This window comes from Shewanella maritima (genome assembly GCF_043643735.1).
Taxonomy (GTDB): domain Bacteria; phylum Pseudomonadota; class Gammaproteobacteria; order Enterobacterales; family Shewanellaceae; genus Shewanella; species Shewanella maritima_A.
In genome coordinates this window covers 20,356-42,673 of sequence record NZ_JBHZSM010000020.1, presented here as the reverse complement: position 1 = coordinate 42,673, position 22,318 = coordinate 20,356, and the positions used below count along the sequence as shown (strand labels likewise).

Sequence of the window (22,318 nt, the reverse complement as noted above, 5' to 3'; positions counted from 1 at the left end):
GGCTTTGATGATAAAAACCTTTGCGGAATTTATTGCGCACTCGCTGGATAAGTTATAGACAGTAAAATAAAAAAACGCACCTCATCGGTGCGTTTTTGTTATTACATTTACATATTTGGATAGTTCGGTCCGCCGCCACCTTCGGGCGTTACCCAGGTAATGTTCTGGCTTGGGTCTTTAATGTCGCAGGTTTTACAGTGAATACAGTTTTGACCATTGATCACAAACTTGTTTTCACCTTCTTCTTCGACAATCTCGTAGACACCTGCTGGACAATAACGTTGAGCGGGCTCATCAAATTGCGCCAAATTAACATTCACAGGGATGCTTTGATCTTTTAGGCGCAAATGGCAAGGTTGGTCTTCTTCGTGGTAAGTATTTGATAAATACACCGACGAGAGCTTATCGAAGCTGAGTTGGCCGTCAGGCTTCGGGTAGTCAATTTTGTTGTAGTCGCTCGCTTTACCCATGCACTCGTGATCCGGCGTCGTATCTCGGAACGTGACTGGGAACTTACCACCAAACCAGTTTTGGTCGATGTAGTTGAATGCACCACCAACAAAAGTACCGAACTTATGTAATGCTGGGCCAAAGTTACGTGAGCTATGCAGCTCTTCATGCAACCAGCTATTTTCAAAGCGAGTCTGGAAACAATCTAAATCTTTGCCGCCATCAATGCCGGCAATAAGGCCTTCTGCTAAGGTTTCAGCCGCCAAAATACCGCTCTTCATCGCAGTATGTGTGCCTTTAATTTTGGCAAAGTTTAATGTACCTGCATCACAACCGACTAATAGTCCACCTGGGAAGCTCATTTTAGGTAATGAGTTTAAGCCGCCTTTTGCAATGGCGCGGGCACCATAAGTGATTCGCTCACCGCCACTCAGGTATTGACTGATGACCGGGTGTGTTTTGTAGCGTTGGAATTCATCAAACGGGCTAAGGTGTGGGTTTTTGTAATTTAAGTCGATGATTAATCCCACGGCGACTTGATTGTCTTCCATGTGGTACAGGAAGCCGCCACCAGAAGCGCCGTCAACTAAAGGCCAGCCACCTGTGTGCACCACTTTACCTTGCTGGTGTTGCTCTGCTGGGATCTTCCAGATTTCTTTGAAGCCAATGCCGTAGTGTTGAGGTGTTTTGCCATTGTCTAAATGATATTTAGCAATCAGTTGCTTACCAAGGTGGCCGCGACAACCTTCTGAAAATACTGTGTACTTAGCATGTAGCTCCATACCTGGCATGTAGCTGTCTTTTGGCTCGCCATTCTCGCCAACACCCATATCACCAATCAAAATGCCTTTGACTGAGTTATCGTCGTTGAACAGTAATTCGCTTGCGGCAAAGCCAGGGAATATCTCGACACCAAGCGCTTCAGCACGCTCGGCTAACCAACGGGCTAGGTTACCAACACTAACAATGTAATTGCCATCATTGTGCATGGTTTTCGGTACCATGCTATTCGGCATCAAGCGTGAGTTTTTGTCAGAGTTGAGTAAATAAATATCGTCATTAGTCACTGCCGTTTTTAACGGCGAAGCATCACAGTCGCGCCAGTCGTCAAATAGCTCGTCGAGCACATCAGGCTGGAAAACCGCCCCTGAAAGAATATGTGCACCGACTTCTGATCCTTTTTCAACGACACAAACGGTGATTTCTTTGTCTGCATCCTTTGATATTTGCATTAACCTGCAGGCGGTTGCTAGTCCAGCGGGGCCTGCTCCGACGATAACTACGTCGAACTCCATTGATTCGCGTTCCATCTTCTCACCTTCTGTTACCCGTGCATGGCGGGTTGACTATTGTTATGACGATTAATTGATCACATCAACTATTCCGCTAACGTAAACGATCGTTTATTTATTCTCTAACAATACCGTAATTTTTCGCTGGGGCACAGACTAAAACCTCAACAATTGATAGTGAGGTGAGTCACATTTTGTTAACGGTCAGATAGTGGGTATTGAAAATTTGATCTTTAGGGGTATTTGTTAAAGCTGATTTAAGCCTATAATTGAATACAGACGGTTCTCCGAGCTTTTTCTCCTAAGTCTAACGATATGGGGGATTAGCCGTGGTAATAGTGCCACCGGGGTGTGTAAAGAAATGCGCTCACCTCCCCAATTTGGAAAGGTTAACATGTCCCAACTACAGGATAATTTTGGTCGTAGGTTTCATTACCTGCGCATGTCAGTTACTGACGTTTGTAATTTCAAGTGTACCTATTGCTTACCCGATGGTTACCGCCCCGATGGCAAGCCCAAGTTTTTATCTCTGCCCGAGATAGAAAATTTAGTCTCGGCTTTTGCTGATGTCGGTACACAAAAAATTCGTATTACTGGTGGTGAGCCCTCACTGCGTAAAGATTTCACCGATATCATTCGCATCGTGGCCGATAATGCCAATATTCATACCGTGGCAACCACCACAAATGGTTACCGATTAGAAAAGCACGCAAAAGAATGGTACGAAGCGGGCTTGCGTCGTATTAATGTGTCGGTAGACAGCTTAGACCCACGTATGTTTTATCAAATCACAGGTGAAAACAAATTTGATGAAGTGATGCGTGGCATAGATGCCGCACTAGAGGCGGGATTTGAGCGTATTAAGGTCAATGCTGTGCTACTGAAAGATCTGAATGACAAAGATCTTCCTAAGTTTTTAGAGTGGATAAAACACACGCCCATCGATTTACGATTTATTGAATTGATGGAGACGGGGTTAGGCCACGATTACTTCAAAGCACATCATTTATCAGGACTAGATATAAAGCGAAAGCTTGAGCAAGACGGTTGGTTATACGACCTACCGAGTGTCAGTGATGGCCCTGCTCAAAACTTTAGCCACAGCGATTACCAAGGCCGAATTGGCTTGATCATGCCGTATGCTAAAGACTTCTGTGCTAGCTGTAATCGCTTACGCGTGTCAGCGAAGGGCAAGCTGCATTTATGCTTATTTACAGAAAATGGCTTGGATTTGCGGGATTTATTACAAGACCCATCACAAAAGCCAGAATTGATAGAACGTTTACATGGGCAATTAGCCCAGAAAAAAGAAACTCACTACTTACATCAAGGTGTCACTGGTGTTACTCAGCATTTAGCTTCAATTGGTGGCTAGTGTTACTTTTGATGACCGGTTGACTCGAATTTTAAACACAAGGCGAATCTAATGACCGAGCGTTTTACCCATATTAATGCCGATGGCAATGCCCATATGGTGGATGTGACTGAAAAAGCAATTACTGAGCGCGAAGCACGTGCTGAAGCATTCATTGAAATGGCGCCAAGTACCCTAGAGATGATTATGAGTGGCAGTCACCATAAAGGTGATGTGTTTGCGACCGCTCGTATTGCCGGCATTCAAGCGGCTAAAAAAACCTCAGATATTATCCCACTATGTCACCCATTAATGCTCACCAAAGTGGAAGTTGAGTTAGAAGCTCAGCCTGAATTAAATCGTGTGCGTATCACCAGTTTGTGTAAATTATCAGGTAAAACCGGCGTGGAGATGGAAGCGCTCACGGCGGCATCAGCGGCTGCACTCACTATTTATGATATGTGTAAAGCAGTGCAAAAAGACATGGTGATTAGCCAAGTTCGCTTGTTAGAAAAGCGTGGTGGTAAATCAGGTCATTTTAAGGCGTAATAACGCCAATCATTCTCCCAAAATTCGACCCAATTTGACCAGCTTATTAGCTGTGCAATTAAGAGATAAAGATATGATCCAAGTATTATTTTTTGCTCAAATTCGTGAATTGTTAGGTACTGCGAAAGTGGACATGCCAGCTGAAGGGATCAGCACGACTGATTCGTTACGTTTAGCATTAGCCGCTAAAGATGAGAAGTGGGCTAAAGTGTTGTCATCAGACAAATTGCTAGTGGCCGTTAACCAGACAATGAGTCAATGGGATACACCTGTTGCTGATGGTGATGAAGTTGCCTTTTTCCCACCTGTTACAGGAGGTTAATATGGCAGATGCTAACAACCAAGCAAAGGTGATAGTGCAAACACAAGACTTCAATGTCGCTGAAGAGTACGCCTTACTGGCCAATGACAATAGCGATGGTGCAGTGGTTAACTTTGTTGGTAAAGTGCGTGACTTCAATGACGGCAGCGTGGTGACCGACTTAACCCTGGAGCACTACCCTGGTATGACTGAAGCGGTATTGAACCAACTTGCTCAACAAGCATACGAACGCTGGCCTTTAAATAAAGTCACAATCATTCACCGCGTGGGCACCATGGCACTTGGCGAGCAGATTGTTTTCATTGGCGTGACCAGTGCACATCGTAAAGCGGCATTTGCAGCCTGTGAGTTTTTAATCGACTTTTTAAAAACCAAAGCACCGTTTTGGAAACTAGAAGCGGGTGACGATGGTGATAAGTGGGTTGAAGCGCGAGATAGTGATGAGCAAGCTGCAAAAATGTGGCAGGCATAATCAATCATTGTTGGAGACCTAATCGGCAATGTTGAATCGATATATTGGCGGTTGTCGCCGCCATCTTTTATTTGTGCTTTCTTTGCTGGTTCTAACCTTACCCTTGTCGGTTAGAGCCAATGATGTTCCTGCCATTGCAGCCGCTTCCAGTATTAAATTTGCCTTAGATGAGATTGTCGAGCAATTCACCCAAGATACAGGGCATAGAGTGCGCGTATCTTATGGTTCATCGGGTAATTTTGTCGCGCAAATTCAACATGGTGCCCCTTTCGAATTACTGCTATCTGCAGATAAACGTTATACAGAGCAATTAGTCACAGCCGGTCTCACCAATGATACTGGGGTGGTTTATGCCGTAGGTAAGCTTGTATTAGCAGCACCGAAACATTCCCCTTTAGAACTTGATGCACAACTTACAGGGTTAAAAGCCTTAATTGAGTCTGGGCAATTAAAGCGTTTTACAATTGCCAATCCACAGCATGCGCCATACGGTGAGCGTGCCCAGCAAGTGTTACAACAAGCTGGTTTGTGGGAATCGATTCAAGGCCAGCTTATCTACGGTGAAAACGTGTCTCAATCTGCCCAGTTTGCTATTAGTGGTTCGACACAAGGGGGATTAGTTGCGTTGTCATTAGCTAAGTCGCCAGTATTTGAAGCTCGAGCGAATTACATTGAAATCCCAATCAGCGCATACACGCCACTTGAGCAAAAAATGGTGTTACTGCGCAATGCAGGGCAAACGGCTCACGCATTTTTTGATTACCTGCAAACAGACACGGCACACGCTATTTTTCAGCAATATGGCTTTGGCAAAGGAGCTGAATGATGGATTGGGAAGCGCTGAGACTATCGATAAAGCTCAGTAGTTATACTGTCTTGTTGTTGATCCCATTAGCCATTGTGGCAGGGCGTGCGTTAGCTTACCGACAATTTAAAGGTAAATCTTGGGTTGAGGCGTTAATCATGGTGCCTTTGGTACTGCCTCCCACAGTTATCGGTTATTACCTGCTGGTGGGCTTAGGTAGCCAAAGCATGATTGGTCAATGGGTGCAGCAGGTGTTTGGCCAGCAACTTGTGTTCCATTTCTCTGGGCTGGTGATTGCCTGTATGTTGATAAACATTCCCTTTGCAGTGCAGCCTATTCAACGGGCATTTGAAACCATACCGCCAGATATTCGCGATGCGGCAGCATGCTGTGGCATGGGGCGCATGAGAACCTTTTTCAAAGTTGAGCTACCCATGGTTTGGCCTGGAGTACTCACTGCTTTTGTGTTGTGTTTCTCCCATGTATTAGGCGAGTTTGGCGTGGTACTGATGCTGGGGGGCAGTATTGCTGGTGAAACGAAAACGATTTCAATTGCCATTTACGATAGCGTGCAGGCGTTCGACTTTGACTCAGCGGGCTTGATGTCACTTATTTTATTGTTGTTTGCAATTAGTGCTTTGGCACTCACTACGGGGTTATCCCGCCGTTTAGGGGGGCAAAATGCACGCAAGTGATCATGAGTTACGTTGTGATATCCAGCAGCAAAGCCCCATTCCTATTCAGGCCAATTTTAGTTGTAAAAAAGGTGAGTTGCTTGCTGTTGTAGGGCCATCGGGTGGTGGTAAAACCACGTTGCTGCGAATGATCGCTGGACTCAGCAAACCGCAGTCAGGCGAAATTACCTGTGGCGATCAAACTTGGTTTGATAAGCAAATGTGCCTTTCACCGCAAGCGCGTCACATTGGTTATATGCCACAGCACTTTGGCTTATTCCCGCATTTGAGTGCCCTTGATAATGTAATGGCGGGGTTAGACCATTTGCCTAAACCACAGCGCCGAATTAAAGCGTTGGAATGGTTAGAGAAGGTTAATTTACAAGGCTTTCCTGAGCGTTTACCTGCGAATTTGTCTGGTGGTCAACGCCAACGTGTCGCGTTAGCAAGAGCATTAGCCAGAGAACCCAACATCTTACTGCTTGATGAGCCTTTCTCTGCGGTAGATAGAGAAACGCGTGAAAGGCTATACATTGAGCTTGCGAGGTTAAAGTCGCAGCTGTCGATACCGGTCGTAATGGTAACTCACGATATTAATGAAGCCTTATTACTGGCAGATAGAATGATATTAATCAGCCAAGGCAAAATGCTACAGCAGGGTAAGCCATTTGATGTGTTGTCACACCCGCACAATGAGGCGGTGGCAAGACAGATGGGGCTGCGTAATATTTTTGATGGTGAAGTGATTGCGATTGAGGCTGAAAATAATTTGGTTCGCTTACAGTTTGGCGAACATGTGATCGTATCTGATAGCCTGCCGCAGTGTGAGATTGGCCAAACAGTACGTTGGGTTATTCCCAATCAAGGGGTACGATTTAATTCCATTACCCGTGGCCGTTTGTGTCGTAGCATCAATAAAATCGATGTCACTATTGAGTCGTTATTGACCATGGGAGAGACGGTGAGAGTGATTGCCTCTATGCAAGGCGTACGTCATCACCTGAATACTGAAATACCATCACACTTGGCAGCCAAACTAGCCTTAAGAGTGGGCTTGCGTACGACGGTTGCCTTAAAATCCAATCAGGTTCATTTGTTGGTTGATAACCTAACTGACTAGGTAAAAATCGATGAACAGACTCAAGCCATTGTGTGCAATTAAGCCTATGTATTGGCATGTGCTTTTTATTTTTATGATCAATTATTAATCTTGCAAAACTTGGGTCTTGCCTAGCTCTTAGGTAAAGTAAGTATGTTGAATAGTTAAATTAGAGGCGAGTGATGGTTCGGTTGCTGTTAGCAATGTGTCTGTTCCCTGTTACTGTTTTCGCAAATCCAACTGTGCAAACTTTACTTGCACAGGGTGATTTTTTTGCGCCAATTACAGTGATGCAAGAACTTGAATCGAAGAATGATCGAGGCACAATTTGTGGTTTTGGCATGGATGTCGCGGACAAACAGTTAGTCTATAGGCTCTCTATGATTGACCTTTCCACAGGTAAAATATTACGTTTTCAGTATCTTGCTGCTGATGGTTCGTTGCTACAACAATCAGATGAACTGCTCACTAATCAAGGGGTGGAACAGGTCAATGCAGTGAAAATGCTCCAAGGTAAAAATATTCATTTCTCCGATTTAGTTGCGATGGCGAGAAAAAATCATCAAGGGCAGTTATTGCAGGCCGAACTCGATCACGACTTATCTATTAGTTACCTAGAGCTCAAATTATTGAACCAAAATAGCAAGAGCATCGTTGCTTTTGATATAAAAAACCTTCGCCCTCTGCCACTGTTGAAATGGGACTAAATGATATGCGCATATTAATTGTTGAAGACGATGCCACCACATTGAAATATGTCACTGACGGCTTTGTTGCTCAAGGGTTTGACGTAGAAAGCGCCACTGATGGCCAGTCTGGACTAACGCTAGCCAAGCATAATCAGTATGAATTAATTATTCTCGATAGAATGTTACCCAAACTTGATGGGTTAACTTTGTTATCAGCATTGCGAAACTGTGGCAATACTACACCTGTGTTGATCTTATCTGCGCTAAGCCATGTTGATGAACGTATTAAAGGGTTACGCGCGGGTGGCGATGACTATATGACCAAACCTTTCGCTTTTGATGAGTTATTGGTCAGGGCTGAAAAGCTAGGGCAACGAAATGTGCCACAACCTGCACAAACCGACCTGACTGTTGGTAGCCTGAATATGGAGTTACTTACTCGCAAAGTAACCCTAGATGGCCACGAATTGATGCTGCAGCCCAAAGAGTTTCAGTTATTGAAATACTTAATGGAGCATCCAAATAAAGTCATCAGCCGCACGCTGTTATTTGAAGCTGTGTGGGATTATCACTTCGACCCGAGAACCAATGTGATTGATGTACACATTGCCAAACTGCGTCGCAAGTTTGAAGAGATTGGCTACGGCGAACTGATTGAAACTGTACGAGGGGCTGGTTATCGCCTTTGCAAAGGGCATTAAGCCCTACCAAAGTAGTGCATGGCGTATCACGCTCATCTTCTCTACTTTGGTCACAATTTTGATTGTGCTGCTAGTATCAGGTTTATATCGGCAGTTGGTGCTTGAGCAGCAAAATCAGGTAGACAAGCACCTTGCTGCAGAAATGCAACGCTACCAACAATTGGCATTGACGGTAAACCGTCGAAGCTTTGCTGCACAAATTCGCGCAGCCGACCCCAAAACAGCCTTAATTGCTTGGCGAAGTAATGTCGATATGGTCGGCTCATTGACCTTCTTGCCAGAAGATATGCCACTTTTACCTAAAACCAAAGACTTCCCCATTTTTACTGGCGGCCCAGATAAGCTGCATATTTTAACGGGTGGTATTGTGATGACCCGCTATGGGCCAGTATTGATCGCGACGCGTACCGACCAATTTTCAGCACTGATAGATAAGTTTTTTAATGCCGCCTTTTGGGCTGTCGCTTTTGCACTAGCGATTACTTTGGCACTAGGTTATGTGTTTTCAAAAGCCATTTTAAGGCGGCTGGTGGAATATAACCGCTTGAGCGAACAAGTCGCCGCTGGGCATTACCAGACTCGTTTGCCGGTGAGTAAGCAACAAGATGAATTTGATATGCTGGCCAAGCAATTTAACTTGGTATTGGACTCGCTGGAGCAAAACTTACTGGCCGTAAGAGGGGTGACAGACAATATTGCCCATGATTTGCGTACGCCACTTTCACATTTGCGAATAGGTATTGAGCAATTGGTTTATAAGCCACCTGAACAATTGCATGATGCCGCAGCCGATTTGCTTGAGGAGCTTGATGATTGCTTGGTTACCTTTGATGCGATGCTGTCTTTGACTCGCATTGAGGAAGGACAGCAAACACTTGATTTACAGACAGTAAGTTTATCTGAGCTTAGTCAGGATTTATTTGATATGGCTGAGGTGCTCGCTGAAGCTAAAGAGCAAACGTTAACAATTTCTGTGCACAAAGATGTCCATATTCAAGGCGATAAAAACCTATTGTTTAGAGCTTTATTTAACTTGTTGGATAACGCGATAAAATACTCGCCTGAAGGGGCTAATATTGCCATTGAACAGAAGGGCAAGCAGATCATCATTAAAGATAATGGTCCAGGGATACCTGATGAAGATAAAGAACGGGTATTCGGCCGATTAGTCAGGCTTGACCCAAGTCGTCATTACAAAGGCACAGGCTTGGGCTTGTCGATGGTTAAGGCGATTTTATCCCGCCACCAAGCGGAAATTACCTTAAGCGATAATAATCCAGGTCTAGTGGTGAGTATCAAGTTTTAGTTTCATGCTTTAATCTTGTTTTTACTGGGCTATACCTACTTATAGACGAGTGGTCTAGTGCGGTTGTATTAGCTTGAATGGGATAGTTTCTCACCTTATTTACCATTGAATGTTTACAAGGAATCTATGTATCAAGTTGTTAGTCAGCATGATGATTTCGTGGTGATCCATAAACAGCCTAATGTGCACTTTCATAGCCAAGATGGCCATGCTGGTGTCGTGGCACAAGCTGAGCAAGACTTAGGGATAAAGCTGTATGCGGTTCATCGTCTTGATACGCCCACTTCAGGGCTAATTATCCTAGCAAAATCATCACAAGCGGCAGCTCAATTTACTGAGATGTTTAGTCAGCACCAGGTGCAAAAGTATTACCTAGCACTTGCTCAGGGAAAGCCCAAAAAGAAGCAAGGTTGGGTCAGTGGTGATATGGCTAAGGCTCGTCGTAGTATGTATAAGTTACTGCGCAGTCAGGACAACCCCGCTGTGACGCAGTTTTTCAGTCACAGTTTAGGTGATGGCTTACGTGCTTATTTATTGAAGCCTTTAAGCGGTAAAACTCATCAGTTGCGAGTGGCTTTAGCCAGTATTGGGGTGCCCATTCTTGGGGATAAGTTGTATGGTTCAACAAAAGACACTGCAGATCGATGTTACTTGCATGCTTATCAACTAGGTTTTACGTATTTAGGGCAGGCCTATTGCTTTAAAGCGTCACCTGAACAAGGTGAAGTGTTTACTCATGCCGCTTTGCAAACCTTGCTTAGCGAGCAGTGGCAACAGCCACAAGACCTCAATTGGCCAAAAACCTAAGCTGCCAGCTTAATGCAGTTTCTTCCGGCCCCTTTTGCTTCATACATGGCATTGTCTGCCAAACTCAACAGGTTATCCGTGCTGAGATTTGGTTGAATTGTGGCGATGCCAAAGCTTGCTGTAACTTTAATCACTTTAGAGTCTGTTTGGACTTGAAAGTTGGTCAACACTTGATGGCAACGCTCGGCAACAATGCGGGCTTGTTGCTGATCAGTGTTGGGCAAGATAATTAAAAACTCTTCACCACCAAAGCGGCAAAAAATATCATGCTTTTGGATTTCTAATCCGAGTGCTTGTGCTGTTTGCTGTAAGACTGAGTCGCCTACACCATGGCCATAGGTGTCATTAATTAACTTAAAATGGTCGAGATCAAACAGAATGACACTATAAACCTCTTTTGTATTAAGCCAGCGTTGATGTATTTTGGCGAGATGCCTTTGCAAATAATTACGGTTCCACACTCCAGTTAGTGCATCAACATTGGCAATCGTCATAATCTTAGTCACGAGTTTGTTGATTGAGTTACCCACAATCAGAATGTTCACCACTAAAATGAAAGCGATGTAAGCCCATAAAATGGGTTTTGCTTGTTCGGTATTGAGCGTCGCAAATGTATCAATGTGCTCTGGCAGCAAAATTAATATGAAAGTGCGTGAAGTAAATAACACAGAAATGATCAAGATTGGCACCACAAGCCAGTAAGTCGCAAATGATGTCATGGTTTCTTTGAATGCAAGGTAATGATCTCTTGCTAGACCATAGAAAATGATGGCAGCAGACAGCGAAAGCACACTAACAAGATAAGGTGCTGAGTCAGCATGAGGCGGCACAAATAGCATTGCTGCAGCTGTGATGACTATGATGGTGAGATCAATATGCAATGAAGATGGGAGCCGATAGAGTGTCTGCGCCCCTCGTCTGAGAGTGGCAAAACCAAATAAGATAATGACATCGGCAATTAGCCAATAAAGGTAACTGGATGCATCACTTCTTTGGGTATAGAGCAGCATGCCCACTAACACTAAAAAGTTGGCAAGCGCGAAGCGAATGCTAGCCTTTGGTGCCACACGCATTGGTCTAGCCATGATGACCCATGAAACTGACGCGACAGCCAGTAGAAGGCATATGACCTGAATCAAGGTGTTAGCTGAGTCTTGTTGCATGTGGATATCTTGTATTTGTGGTTATTTCTCACACTTTGTGCTGACAGAGTAGGTTAAAAATTCAGCGCTGGCAATCTGTATCATTGTCAATACGGGCTTAATTTTTGCCGCTGTTACTTAGGTGTGTAAAGCAAATGGTATTACGTCCCTGTTCTTTCGCTTGATACATGGCATCGTCTGCCAGCTTTAATAACTGTTCTACGGATAAGCCTATTTGACTACTTGCGCAGCCAATACTGGCAGTCACTTCAATGTTAGATTGTTTGTACTTCAACGGAAGTTTGTTAATGGCCACTTGTAGCTTCTCTGCCACTATCATTGATTGACGTTCATTGGTCGATGGCAAGATAACTAAGAATTCTTCTCCGCCATAGCGACAAATAAAATCCACGTTACGCAGTGTATTCTTCAATATTTTTGCCGTATGGATTAAGGCTTTGTCACCCACTAGGTGGCCATAGTTGTCATTAATTGCTTTGAAAAAGTCGAGATCCAAAATCAAAATACTGTATTGGCGCTTATCTCGCAGCCAAAGATTGTCCACTTCCGTGAGCTTATTCATCAGTGCGTGGCGATTCCATAATCCAGTAAGCTGGTCTTTATTTGCTAAGCCTTTGATTTTGTATACCAATCGTGTAATGGCATTACCAAATAGAATTATATTTACCAATAGCAGCAATATAATATATGCCCACATAATCTCTGGGCGATGCAAGCTATCTGCGGCGGCTAATAGTTCTATTTTTTCTGGATATAGTATTAAGGCAATAGAACGCACAATAAACAGAATAGCTACAAGAGATACAGGGATACTGACTAAGGCGGCATAGGGTGCAGATAAGCCTTTGCGGAAGGCTAAGTAGTTATCTTTGGTGATGAGTGCAAAGATGTACACCGACACAGCATTCATAATTAATACGGTGAAAATGGCATAGGTGATTTGTGGCGGTACGAGCAACATTAACAGTGCACTGGTAATTAATACCGTGCTGTCGCGTAAAGTTGTGTGCGGCATTTTGAACAAATGCTGCCCACCCCAACGAACCAGCATGAATCCAATGAGGAGTGCCATATCGGCGATAAACCAGCTTAAATAACTGACATCTGCAGTACGCTGAGTGTAGAGTAAAAAACCAATGACAATGGCAATATTGGCAAGGGAAAAGCGCATACTCGCCTTCGGCGAAATCTTAATTGGGTGTGCTAATAATCCCCATGCAAGCGCGCAACTTGCGGCGATTAAGCAAAGAAATTGCACATAAATCATTTCGACTAAGCGATCCCGTTATAATTAACAGACTAATTTGTCAGCATAAATGGATTTTTATTACCTGCAAAGCAGTATACCATCTGGTGTACAATATGTTGCATATGTTAGATTGATGTTGGTGTACATTAATTGTGTCAGTTAAGGGAAAACAATGACGACAAATAAACTACTACTAATCATTATTGCTATTTTACTCCCACCAGTCGCTGTATTTTTGAAAAAAGGCGTTGGTAAAGACTTACTAATCAATATCATACTTTGCTTATTCTTTTTTGTCCCCGGTTTGATTCATGCTATTTGGGTTGTGTTACAAGAGTAATGACGCAGCTTTCAGGCAACAAAAAACACAGCCTAGGCTGTGTTTTTTTTTATACTGCTTGGCAGTAATAGCTAATGAATATTGGTGGCACTGCAAAAATCATGAATCGACGTAAAAAAATTAATCAAACATTGAAAGCCAAAGCCAAAAAGGCGAATAGCAAGTTTCATAGCACCAATAAACCAAAGTATATTGCTAAGGCTGACCGAGAGGCTATGGAAAAAACCGAAGCGTGTGCATCAGTTGAAACCTTAGAGCCTGATCCAAAGTTACCTCAACAAGATTAACAGCATTACTCCGTGGGTGCAGGGGTGCCACATACACTGCATAGCGGCTGTTTAGGCAGTTTCATTGAGCGAAATTCCATTGTCATTGCATCAACCATTAAAATTCGGCCCGCTAAATTATCACCAAATTCGGCTAATGTTTTAATTGCTTCTGTCGCTTGTATACAGCCAACTAAGCCGACAACAGGCGCTAAAATGCCTGATTCAACACAGGTTAAGTGCTGCTCACCAAATAAGGCGCTATAGCATTGGTAACATGGACTATCAGCTTGATAATTAAAAACCGTTACCGTACCTTCCATTCGGATAGCCGCCGCAGAAATGAAAGTGACTTTATGTTTAAAGCAACTGCGATTGAGCTGTTCGCGCACCTGTACATTATCGGTACAATCAAGTACAAGTTGGTGTTCACTGACTAATTGGCTTAGCTCTTCTTCACTGAGCAAAGAGTTTATCGCATTCACTTCGATATGAGGGTTAAGCTGGCACAGTGATGCTTTAGCAGAGTCCACTTTGGCTAAACCTATATCGGCATCATGATGCAATACTTGGCGCTGTAAGTTGGTTACTTCGACGTGGTCAAAGTCTACAATTGTCATCTTGCCAACACCTGCAACGGCAAGATATTGGCTCGTAGCACAACCCAATCCTCCTGCACCTATGATTAACACTTTGGCCAGTTTCAGCTTTTCCTGACCTTCAAAATCCATGGCTTTGATAGAGATGTGGCGGCTATAACGTAATATTTCAGCATCGCTGAGAATGTCTTGTTCAATATCCATAATGGTGTGTTAACTCAATACCGTATTAAAAGGTTCAATGGTCACAATGGAGCCAGCAGGTGTATCACCTTGTTCGCGTTCAAGTAATACAAAGCAATTGGCCAAACTCATGGAGGTGAGCATGCCTGAACCTTGTCCGCCGGTCGTCGCGACTTCTAGTTCACCTTTGTCATTTGAAGTGACAACAGCTCGCTGATATTCAAAGCGGCCAGGATGTTTACGGATATCTGTAGTTAATTTAGCTTGGCAGATGAGTGGCTTAGTTGGCGTGAGCCCCTGCATTTTATTGATGAGTGGCCAAACTAATTTGTAAAACGTCACCATGGATGACACAGGGTTGCCAGGTAGACCACAAAATACAGCCTTGCCCAGTTTACCAAATGCAAAAGGTTTTCCTGGCTTGATAGCCAAACGCCAGAATGTAATTTCACCTTCTTCAGATAAAATTTGCTTGGTGTAATCGGCATCCCCAACTGAAACGCCACCTGAGGTTAATACCATATCAGCCCGTGATGCCGCTTCTCTAAAGGCACCACGAATCGCTTCTTTATCATCTTTAATCACGCCTAAATCGATCCACTCAATATTCGCTTTGGTTAATAAGCCTTGAATAGAGTAGCGGTTTGAGTCGTATATTTGTCCTGGTGCGAGCTCACTGCCAATGGGGCGAAGCTCATCACCGGTCGAGAAAAATGCCACAGTTAAGCGACGCTTAACGCGTACTTGGTCGATGCCTATGGTAGCTAAAATGCCCATTTCGGCCGCGCGAATAATCGTGCCTTTAGTCAGGATTTTTGTGCCACGTGTTAATTCTTCACCTTGCAATCGCACGTTGGCGCCCTTAGCTTTGGGCGATTCAATACTAATGAGCTTCCCTTGGGTCTGGGTTTTTTCTTGCATTTGAACAGTGTCATAACCACTCGGTACAGGTGCGCCTGTCATAATACGTATGCAGGTACCCGGCTCAGCCTTACCTTGATAAGGATGGCCAGCAAATGAAGTGCCTGCTAATGTCAGCTCTGTGGTACCGGAGGCGTCAAGATCTTCAAAACGAAATGCAAACCCATCCATTGAAGAGTTATCAAAGGGAGGTAAGTCAATACTCGAGGCAAGGTTTTCAGCAAGGATTCTACCTGTGGCATTGGCTAAGTTAACCATTTCACTGTCTTGAATTTCTTCAACCTGTGCCATGAGTTTTTCCATGGCTTCGGCTGGGTGCAATAATGCAGGTTGAGCACAAGGGTCTTGGGTTGGTAACATCTCAGATTCCTTTACACGCATAACATTGCCATATGGCAATGATGGCACAGATTGTCATTATTCTTAATACGCTAATATAACGTAATTATTGAATATAATAACGATCATAATATCGAATTATCACAAGAGTTATTCAGACATATGCCGCAAATTGAGCAATGCCAGCCCTGGTTTTTATATGTTATTCAGTGTGCCAATGGCCATTTGTATACTGGCGTGACGACCGACGTGGCGAGGCGGTTTAAAGAACACCAAAGCGGTAAGAAAGGCGCGAAGTTTTTGCAAGGTAAAGGGCCGCTCACCTTGGTTTACCAAGAGAGTCAAACGAATCGGAGTGAAGCGCAAAAGCGTGAAGCTGCGGTAAAAAAACTGCCTCGTGTAAAAAAGCTAGCCATGATTAATAGCCAGCAAAATCAACTGCTTCAAAAGTGATAGTAAATGCTATTCACGCTTGAAATAAGCTGCAGCATTTTATTAAAACAGTCTACACTTAGTTTGATAAACAACATACGGTTAACGACTGTTTATGTGGAATAACCACACATCAAGGTCGTTGCCTTGTAGAAATTTCTAACAAGTCGCTGCAACAATAATTTTGAAAGGTCAACAGGCCCTAGTAAGGATACTATGATTCGTTACCTCGCAACCTGCTTACTGTGTTTGCTATCTATTTTGGCAACCGACGCTAATTCACAAGAGGTGATTAAGATACAATCACCTAAATCTGAAGATAACTTAAGCCACCGATATTTTGTTGACCTATTGACGCTTATTTTACAGGAGACAAAGCACGACTATGGCGAAGTTAAATTAGTGCAGGTGGATGGTACTGTATCGCAATCGAGAGGCTTCAGTATGTTAACTCGTGGTAGTTTAGATGTATTTTGGGCGGGGACTAACGTACAGCGAGAAGCAAGGTTTTCAGCAATCAAGGTGCCATTAATTGGTGGGCTGTTGGGCTATAGAATGCCAGTCATTCGATATCAAGATGCCGACAAGTTTGGCGAGATTACCCAAGCAACACAATTGCAAAGCTTGGTTGCTTGTCAGGGCGCACAATGGCCTGATTCTGATATTCTGGAATTAAATCAATACCATGTTACAAGAGTGATTACCTTTGGTCTGATTTATGAAATGCTAGAACAAGGTCGCTGTGATTATTTTCCTCGCGGGCTAAATGAAGTTTACCCGGAAGTTGCAGGGAAGCCTGATCTAGTGGCCTTCGAAAATATCTTATTACATTACCCTTTACCCATGTATTTTTTCACCAGCAAAGGTAAACCGCAGTTGTCGAAGCGTTTAAACAAGGGAATGCAGAAATTAGTAGAGTCAGGTGATTTAATCGAGTTTATTGAAAATCATCCAACTACACGTGATATTTTTCCATTAACTCGCTATAGCGGCAGCCATATTTTTGAGTTAAACAACCCCTTATTACCACCTAATACAGAGACAAATAACGCGGCTATGTGGTTAACCATCCCGCGCCATTAATCTTTGCAATGTATGCTTAATCTAGCGAACGCAGCACAGGGTATTTACGGTATTGATTGTCGTAATATTCACTACGCTCATAGAACCAAGATAAGCGTGCCCGACTGTCTGCAGCAAAATCAGGATCTAATAAGGCTTGTTCAAATGCTATTTTTAATGCTGGATCTTCGGCTAGCATTTTGGCGGCTAGGACTTCTACCGCGTAGGCTTCAATATATTCTGTGCGAGTAAAAATACTATTGAACTCACCCCAATAAAATAGTGAATCTGGCGCTTGAGGCTCCAGTAGAAGCATGGCCAATATTCCCAGTGGTTGCTTGGTTGAGATTTTCACAGTGCCTGCTGGCAAGGTGGCTTCAATCTCGCTACTGGTCATATCGGCTTTCACCGTTTGTCTGCTTTCATAATCTTTACTACCAAATTGAGGCTTAGCAAAAGCATATTGGGTTAAATTGAGTGTTTGCGGCGTTTCTAAACGGGTCATTCTAATGCCATGCAGCGATAATTTATCAATCACATTTTGCCATTGCGGCGGAATATAATAGGCATCTGGGCGAGAGACTTGAATATCAGCTTTGGTGTTGCCAATCACAGGCAGATTTGGATAAAGGGTCGGCACACCACTCCAGCGAACCACTTTGTTGCCACTGATAGGGCTTTGTTCAAGTTGGTAGCCAATACCTTTAAAATCCCACCCTTGTTGCTGCAGTTCTTTTTGCCAGGTAATGGTGACGTTTGTTGGATGTTGAAACTTATCAGCATAAATGGCTGATTTAAGTTTAGTGGTGTGTGCTGCAACAGTTTTTAATGTCTGCTCTAACATCACATAAGTACCAAGTACGCGCTGTTTAAATGGCTTTAAACTGTGGTTTTCAATCAATATTGTCGGAAGGTGGCGCGCATCACCATAGCCATTTGAATAGCGTGCACTCGGATTCCATAAGGACAGGCCTTGTTGCATATCGGCATTGTCTATTGCAAAAACTAGCGGCCCTGGCACGTGCCCTTGAGCAGTTAGTGCCGCTTCAACTTCAGGGCGATAAACGGTGTCTAACCATTTAAATGCATTAGGGCTATAGCCTTGAGCGACATTGTAGCCAAAGGTGACATCATATTGATAATCAATGCCATCAGTGACATGTACGTCGATGTATAAATCCGGTTGCCAAATATTGATCGCACTAATCAAATGCTGCATTTCAGGCGCGTCAGCTTTAGCATAATCTCGGTTAAGGTTTAGGTTGGTTGCCGTAGTTCGCCAGCCCATATTAACTGGGCCACGTTGATTCACGCGGTTAAACTTGTCACTGCGCTCATGGCCATCTGTGCTTAAAATAGGGATGAATAATAAGTTGGTATTTTTAAGCAGATCAGATTTACCATTGAATGCGATATCTCTGAGCAGCATCATGCCAGCATCTTTACCATCAATTTCACCAGAGTGAATGCCCGCTTGCACCAAAACCGTGGCTAAGCCATTTTCTAATAACGCTTGCGGCGTATTGTCACCAGAATGAGTGGCAACAATCATCCAAATATCTCGGCCTTGGGGGCTTTCCCCTAGGCTCACTTTACTGAGCATGTCACTGCTGTCGACCAATTTATCTAGCCATAACATGGTGGTTTGGTAGTCCGGACTGTGTTGGTAACCTTGCTGCTCAAAAGGCGTTGCCCAAGGGGCATCGGGCTCCACTAATAATGATTCACTGTTACCTGACCACTCAGCAATCGGCGGTAATATTGGGTCATTAATGTAAGTGTTGGCCAAAGGCACTGGCGAGTGTTCAGCGTCAGAGGTAAGTTCAGTCGTATTGCTGTCGATGGGTTGTGGAGTCGGCAATGGGGGGTTATCAGCAGCAATGACCCACGAGGAAAATAATAGGGTGCTGATTAAACAAGATAGCTGAGCGCGCAACATTTCTGTCCTTAAATTGAGTGCCAATGTTGCTCAATCATAGCATTGCCAATGGTGTTGATAAACGCCTAAAAATCAATAAAAAAGCCTGAGGTAAACTCAGGCTTTTTGTTGAAGATGTCCCGTCCTGGAATGTGTTTACACTTTTAGGACGGGACAAGAACAAAGGCTAATTACGCCTTTGGCCCTGCGGCTTTGATATCTTCTGAAACATCATACTTGGCGAAGTTTTTCTCAAACTCTTGGGCTAATTGCTTCGCATACACTTGGTATTGCGCTTTATCCTGCCAGGTTTTTTCTGGGTTAAGTAAGTTGCTGTCAACACCAGAAACTTGTGTTGGCACGGATAGATTCAGCAGTGGCAAGAATTCAGTTTCAGCTTCTTTTAGCTCACCACTGACAATGGCATCAACAATCGCACGTGTAGTTGGGATATCAAACCGCTTACCAGTGCCATAAGGACCACCAGTCCAACCTGTGTTGACAAGGTAAACCTTACTGCCAAATGATTCGATGCGTTTCATCAACAGTTCAGCATATACGCCTGCTGGACGCGGGAAGAAAGGTGCGCCAAAACAGGTTGAGAATGTTGATTGAATAGCCGCTGTTGACCCCATTTCAGTGGAGCCAACTTTAGCCGTGTATCCAGATAAGAAGTGATATGCCGCTTGCTCTTTAGTCAGCACTGATACTGGTGGCAATACGCCAGATACATCGCATGTTAGGAATACAACTGAGTTTGGTTCTGCACCACGGTTTTCTTCCTTACGCTGGGCAATATGTTCTAGTGGGTATGCTGCTCGGCTATTTTCCGTCAGGCTTGTATCTGTGTAATCAGGAATGCGTTGCTCATCAAGCATCACGTTCTCTAATACTGTACCAAAGCGAATTGCATTCCAAATGACAGGCTCATTCTTTTGGCTCAAGTCGATGCATTTTGCATAGCAGCCGCCTTCAATATTAAATACGCCGCCAGGTGCCCAACCATGCTCATCATCACCAATTAAGAAACGCTTTGGGTCGGCTGATAACGTTGTTTTACCTGTACCTGATAAACCAAAGAATAGTGTTGTGTCACCGTCATGGCCAACATTCGCTGAGCAGTGCATAGGTAATACACCTTTCGCTGGCAGTAAGAAGTTCTGCACTGAGAACATCGACTTCTTCATTTCGCCCGCATATTTTAAACCTGCTAGCAGTACTTTACGCTCTGCAAAGTTGATGACAACGACGGCTTCAGAGTTGGTGCCATCACGCTCAGGCTCACAAACAAAGCCTGGCGCATTCATGATTTGCCATACGTCTTTATTGCCACGGTTGAAACTGTCTGGTGTGATAAACAAGTTGCGGGCAAATAGCTGATGCCATGCATACTCGGTAGTGACACGCACAGGTAGGTAATGGTCGTCGTCAGCGCCCACTTCCAGTTCTGACATAAATAATTCTTTTTCAGATAAATAGGCTTCTACGCGTCCCCATAATACATCAAACTTGCCTGCATCAAATGGACGGTTAACATTGCCCCATTCGATATCAGCTTCCGAGCCAGCTTCTTTTACTATGAAGCGATCTGCAGGGGAACGACCAGTACGCTCACCCGTTTTAGCGACCAAGGCACCATTTGCTGTGAGTTGACCTTCTTGACGAAGTAGCGCTAATTCAATTAATTGGGCTGAAGTAAGGTTAACGTGAACGCGGTGTTGTGATTCCGCCATAATGTCGATCTCCATGTCATTAGGTCGTTTGTTAGTGCGTGAACTGTTCGAGCACGCATACAGCGCCAAGTCACTTTTATCGATGTGTCTCTAGCGGACGGTGAGCTTGGTTGCGAAATTGTAACTTATGTTCACCATCATATGACATACAGTTTTGTAATTATTTTGAAAGTTTTTGGGGTGTGTGGTAGGGAATCAATGACTTAGCAATAAAAAAGGCGCCAATGGCGCCTTTATGTTGAAATGCTTTCAAGTTGATCGCTGAACTTTTTACTGTTTAGCTGCAGATTGTACTGGGCTATCAGCAAAAATGGCGGCAATATCGATAGCATCAAAGCTATAAGTGACATTACAGTACTCACACCCCATCAATACTTTACCTTCTTCTGCAAGAATGCTGTCGACCTCTTCTTTCGACACAGTACGAATTGCGCTGGCACTTCGCTCTCTTGAACAAGAGCATTTAAATGTTACCGGCACTGGGTCAAATAAGCGCACTTCTTCTTGATGATACAAGCGATGCAGGATATCAGTCGCTGGAAGCGTGAAAACCTCTTCGGCCTTGATGGTAGCGGTTAGCGTGGTTAGATGATCAAACTCTTCATTTGACTCTTTGTTGCTTGGCAATACCTGTAGCAGCATGCCCGCTGCTTTTGAGCCATCAGCAAATAACTTAATTTGAGTTGGTAACTGCTCTGACTGATTAAAGTACTCTTCAAGACATGCGCCTAAGTCGGCGTGTTCAAGAGAAACAATACCTTGATAGCGTTCACCTTCATCAGGCGTCAGGGTGATGACCATATGGCCTTTGCCAAATAGCTCTGCTAGCGCGGCATCATCAGCAAGTTCGCCATTCCAACGTGCCACACCCCTTAGCGCTTGGTGGTTATTACCATTGATCACTGCTAATGATACTGGTCCATCGCCTTGCAGTTGCACGCTGATGTTGCCAGAGAACTTAATGGTTGCAGTTAAAAGGGAAGTCGCAGCCATTAATTCCCCTAATAGCTTTTGCAAAGCTACAGGGTATTCATGCGCGGCTAAAATAGCTTGATAACTTTGCTCAAGCTGGACAATTTCACCGCGCACATCGGCATTTTCAAATAAATAACGGTGTAATGTATCTGAGTTCATGGTTTTTCTCGTAACAATTTGTAACCCGATCTTACTGTGTTTTAAAACGTAAAATCTGTCGGCGTTGTTTCTTATCCGGCTTATTTTCTGGAGCCGGATTATTCAATATATTGAGTCGTCTTGCTTCAGCGTTAAATTCACGCTTGGTTAAACTCTCAGGTGTTTCTTGGTATAAGGTTTGCGCTATCGTGGCTTTTTGCCTGTGCTCAGAAAGCTGGCAAATGACAACTTCTTTTTCGTCATGGCCTTGGCGTAATCTAATGGTTGCACCGACTTCAGCATTTTTGCTCGACTTGGTGCGTTGTCCGTTATAGTGGACTTTGCCGCCATTGATCATGTCTTTAGCAAGTGAGCGTGTTTTATAAAACCTTGCAGCCCATAGCCATTTGTCGAGTCTGACAGTTTGCTGTTTTGATGAATCTGCACTCATAAAAGTCTCCTAAATTAGGAAGTCGCTCA

24 protein-coding genes and 1 riboswitch are annotated in these 22,318 nt (G+C 43.9%); of the genes, 15 read left to right on the top strand and 9 right to left on the bottom strand.

Annotated features, from left to right (window positions below; all coding sequences use genetic code 11):
• Nucleotides 1-107: 107 nt before the first annotated feature.
• A complete protein-coding gene (locus ACHUGF_RS16795; RefSeq protein ID WP_394132939.1) occupies nt 108-1,760 on the bottom strand; it encodes an electron transfer flavoprotein-ubiquinone oxidoreductase in 1,653 nt (550 codons plus the stop codon).
• A 255-nt stretch (nt 1,761-2,015) separates the two neighbouring features.
• A riboswitch (molybdenum cofactor riboswitch) is annotated at nt 2,016-2,149 on the top strand.
• On the opposite strand from ACHUGF_RS16795, the gene moaA reads away from it, so the two are divergent.
• From moaA to ACHUGF_RS16740, 11 genes are all read left to right on the top strand, one after another.
• The gene (gene moaA / locus ACHUGF_RS16790) at nt 2,137-3,117 is read left to right on the top strand and encodes a GTP 3',8-cyclase MoaA (protein WP_394132937.1); all 981 of its coding nucleotides are present in this window, start codon (nt 2,137-2,139) and stop codon (nt 3,115-3,117) included. (Overlaps the previous riboswitch by 13 nt.)
• A gap of 51 nt (nt 3,118-3,168) precedes the next feature.
• Nucleotides 3,169-3,645: a cyclic pyranopterin monophosphate synthase MoaC gene (moaC, locus tag ACHUGF_RS16785; RefSeq protein ID WP_394132935.1), complete on the top strand. Its 477-nt coding sequence runs from the start codon at nt 3,169-3,171 to the stop codon at nt 3,643-3,645.
• A 73-nt stretch (nt 3,646-3,718) separates the two neighbouring features.
• A complete protein-coding gene (gene moaD / locus ACHUGF_RS16780) occupies nt 3,719-3,967 on the top strand; it encodes a molybdopterin synthase sulfur carrier subunit (protein WP_394132933.1) in 249 nt (82 codons plus the stop codon).
• A 1-nt stretch (nt 3,968) separates the two neighbouring features.
• Entirely contained in the window at nt 3,969-4,439 is a 471-nt protein-coding gene (gene moaE, locus ACHUGF_RS16775; RefSeq protein ID WP_394132932.1) for a molybdopterin synthase catalytic subunit MoaE, read from the top strand.
• A 28-nt stretch (nt 4,440-4,467) separates the two neighbouring features.
• A complete protein-coding gene (gene modA, locus ACHUGF_RS16770) occupies nt 4,468-5,265 on the top strand; it encodes a molybdate ABC transporter substrate-binding protein (protein WP_394132931.1) in 798 nt (265 codons plus the stop codon).
• Nucleotides 5,265-5,939, top strand: a complete 675-nt coding sequence (modB, locus tag ACHUGF_RS16765; RefSeq protein WP_394132964.1) for a molybdate ABC transporter permease subunit — start codon at nt 5,265-5,267, stop codon at nt 5,937-5,939. The genes modA and modB overlap by 1 nt, the downstream gene beginning before the upstream one ends.
• Nucleotides 5,926-7,038: an ABC transporter ATP-binding protein gene (locus ACHUGF_RS16760; RefSeq protein WP_394132930.1), complete on the top strand. Its 1,113-nt coding sequence runs from the start codon at nt 5,926-5,928 to the stop codon at nt 7,036-7,038. The genes modB and ACHUGF_RS16760 overlap by 14 nt, the downstream gene beginning before the upstream one ends.
• A gap of 161 nt (nt 7,039-7,199) precedes the next feature.
• Entirely contained in the window at nt 7,200-7,724 is a 525-nt protein-coding gene (locus tag ACHUGF_RS16755) for a hypothetical protein (protein ID WP_394132928.1), read from the top strand.
• Nucleotides 7,725-7,729: 5 nt separating this feature from the next.
• Nucleotides 7,730-8,407 carry a response regulator transcription factor gene (locus tag ACHUGF_RS16750; protein ID WP_394132926.1) on the top strand — a complete coding sequence of 226 codons (678 nt, stop codon included), beginning with the start codon at nt 7,730-7,732 and terminating at the stop codon, nt 8,405-8,407.
• Between the two features lie 25 nt (nt 8,408-8,432).
• Complete coding sequence (locus tag ACHUGF_RS16745; protein WP_394132963.1) at nt 8,433-9,713, top strand: sensor histidine kinase; 1,281 nt, start codon at nt 8,433-8,435, stop codon at nt 9,711-9,713.
• A 126-nt stretch (nt 9,714-9,839) separates the two neighbouring features.
• Nucleotides 9,840-10,520 carry a TIGR01621 family pseudouridine synthase gene (locus ACHUGF_RS16740; protein WP_394132925.1) on the top strand — a complete coding sequence of 227 codons (681 nt, stop codon included), beginning with the start codon at nt 9,840-9,842 and terminating at the stop codon, nt 10,518-10,520.
• On the opposite strand, the gene ACHUGF_RS16735 is transcribed toward ACHUGF_RS16740, so the two are convergent.
• Both ACHUGF_RS16735 and ACHUGF_RS16730 read right to left on the bottom strand, forming a co-directional pair.
• Nucleotides 10,517-11,683 (bottom strand): GGDEF domain-containing protein, encoded by a 1,167-nt coding sequence (locus ACHUGF_RS16735; protein WP_394132923.1) that lies wholly within the window; start codon nt 11,681-11,683, stop codon nt 10,517-10,519. The genes ACHUGF_RS16740 and ACHUGF_RS16735 overlap by 4 nt on opposite strands.
• Nucleotides 11,684-11,780: 97 nt before the next feature.
• The gene (locus ACHUGF_RS16730) at nt 11,781-12,854 is read right to left on the bottom strand and encodes a GGDEF domain-containing protein (RefSeq protein ID WP_394132921.1); all 1,074 of its coding nucleotides are present in this window, start codon (nt 12,852-12,854) and stop codon (nt 11,781-11,783) included.
• Between the two features lie 250 nt (nt 12,855-13,104).
• Between ACHUGF_RS16730 and ACHUGF_RS16725 the strand changes: the two genes are divergently transcribed.
• Both ACHUGF_RS16725 and ACHUGF_RS16720 read left to right on the top strand, forming a co-directional pair.
• Nucleotides 13,105-13,272, top strand: a complete 168-nt coding sequence (locus tag ACHUGF_RS16725; protein ID WP_394132919.1) for a YqaE/Pmp3 family membrane protein — start codon at nt 13,105-13,107, stop codon at nt 13,270-13,272.
• 101 nt (nt 13,273-13,373) lie between these two features.
• Nucleotides 13,374-13,559: a DUF2986 domain-containing protein gene (locus tag ACHUGF_RS16720; protein ID WP_394132962.1), complete on the top strand. Its 186-nt coding sequence runs from the start codon at nt 13,374-13,376 to the stop codon at nt 13,557-13,559.
• A gap of 5 nt (nt 13,560-13,564) precedes the next feature.
• Here the strand turns inward: ACHUGF_RS16720 and moeB are convergent, their stop codons facing one another.
• Entirely contained in the window at nt 13,565-14,341 is a 777-nt protein-coding gene (moeB, locus tag ACHUGF_RS16715) for a molybdopterin-synthase adenylyltransferase MoeB (protein WP_394132918.1), read from the bottom strand.
• 9 nt (nt 14,342-14,350) lie between these two features.
• Complete coding sequence (gene moeA / locus ACHUGF_RS16710; protein WP_394132916.1) at nt 14,351-15,601, bottom strand: molybdopterin molybdotransferase MoeA; 1,251 nt, start codon at nt 15,599-15,601, stop codon at nt 14,351-14,353.
• 141 nt (nt 15,602-15,742) lie between these two features.
• Here moeA and ACHUGF_RS16705 point away from each other — a divergent pair, with 141 nt between their 5' ends.
• Together ACHUGF_RS16705 and ACHUGF_RS16700 are read left to right on the top strand one after the other, a co-directional pair.
• Nucleotides 15,743-16,033 carry a GIY-YIG nuclease family protein gene (locus ACHUGF_RS16705; RefSeq protein ID WP_394132915.1) on the top strand — a complete coding sequence of 97 codons (291 nt, stop codon included), beginning with the start codon at nt 15,743-15,745 and terminating at the stop codon, nt 16,031-16,033.
• A gap of 195 nt (nt 16,034-16,228) precedes the next feature.
• On the top strand, nt 16,229-17,095 hold the full coding sequence (locus tag ACHUGF_RS16700; RefSeq protein ID WP_394132913.1) for a hypothetical protein: 867 nt from the start codon (nt 16,229-16,231) through the stop codon (nt 17,093-17,095).
• A 16-nt stretch (nt 17,096-17,111) separates the two neighbouring features.
• Here the strand turns inward: ACHUGF_RS16700 and ACHUGF_RS16695 are convergent, their stop codons facing one another.
• The 4 genes from ACHUGF_RS16695 to hslR form a co-directional block, all read right to left on the bottom strand.
• Nucleotides 17,112-19,013, bottom strand: a complete 1,902-nt coding sequence (locus ACHUGF_RS16695; protein ID WP_394132911.1) for a M14 family metallopeptidase — start codon at nt 19,011-19,013, stop codon at nt 17,112-17,114.
• A gap of 170 nt (nt 19,014-19,183) precedes the next feature.
• Nucleotides 19,184-20,740 (bottom strand): phosphoenolpyruvate carboxykinase, encoded by a 1,557-nt coding sequence (locus tag ACHUGF_RS16690; RefSeq protein WP_394132909.1) that lies wholly within the window; start codon nt 20,738-20,740, stop codon nt 19,184-19,186.
• Between the two features lie 255 nt (nt 20,741-20,995).
• Complete coding sequence (hslO, locus tag ACHUGF_RS16685) at nt 20,996-21,859, bottom strand: Hsp33 family molecular chaperone HslO (protein WP_394132907.1); 864 nt, start codon at nt 21,857-21,859, stop codon at nt 20,996-20,998.
• Nucleotides 21,860-21,890: 31 nt separating this feature from the next.
• Nucleotides 21,891-22,289, bottom strand: a complete 399-nt coding sequence (gene hslR, locus ACHUGF_RS16680; RefSeq protein ID WP_394132905.1) for a ribosome-associated heat shock protein Hsp15 — start codon at nt 22,287-22,289, stop codon at nt 21,891-21,893.
• Nucleotides 22,290-22,318: the final 29 nt, after the last annotated feature.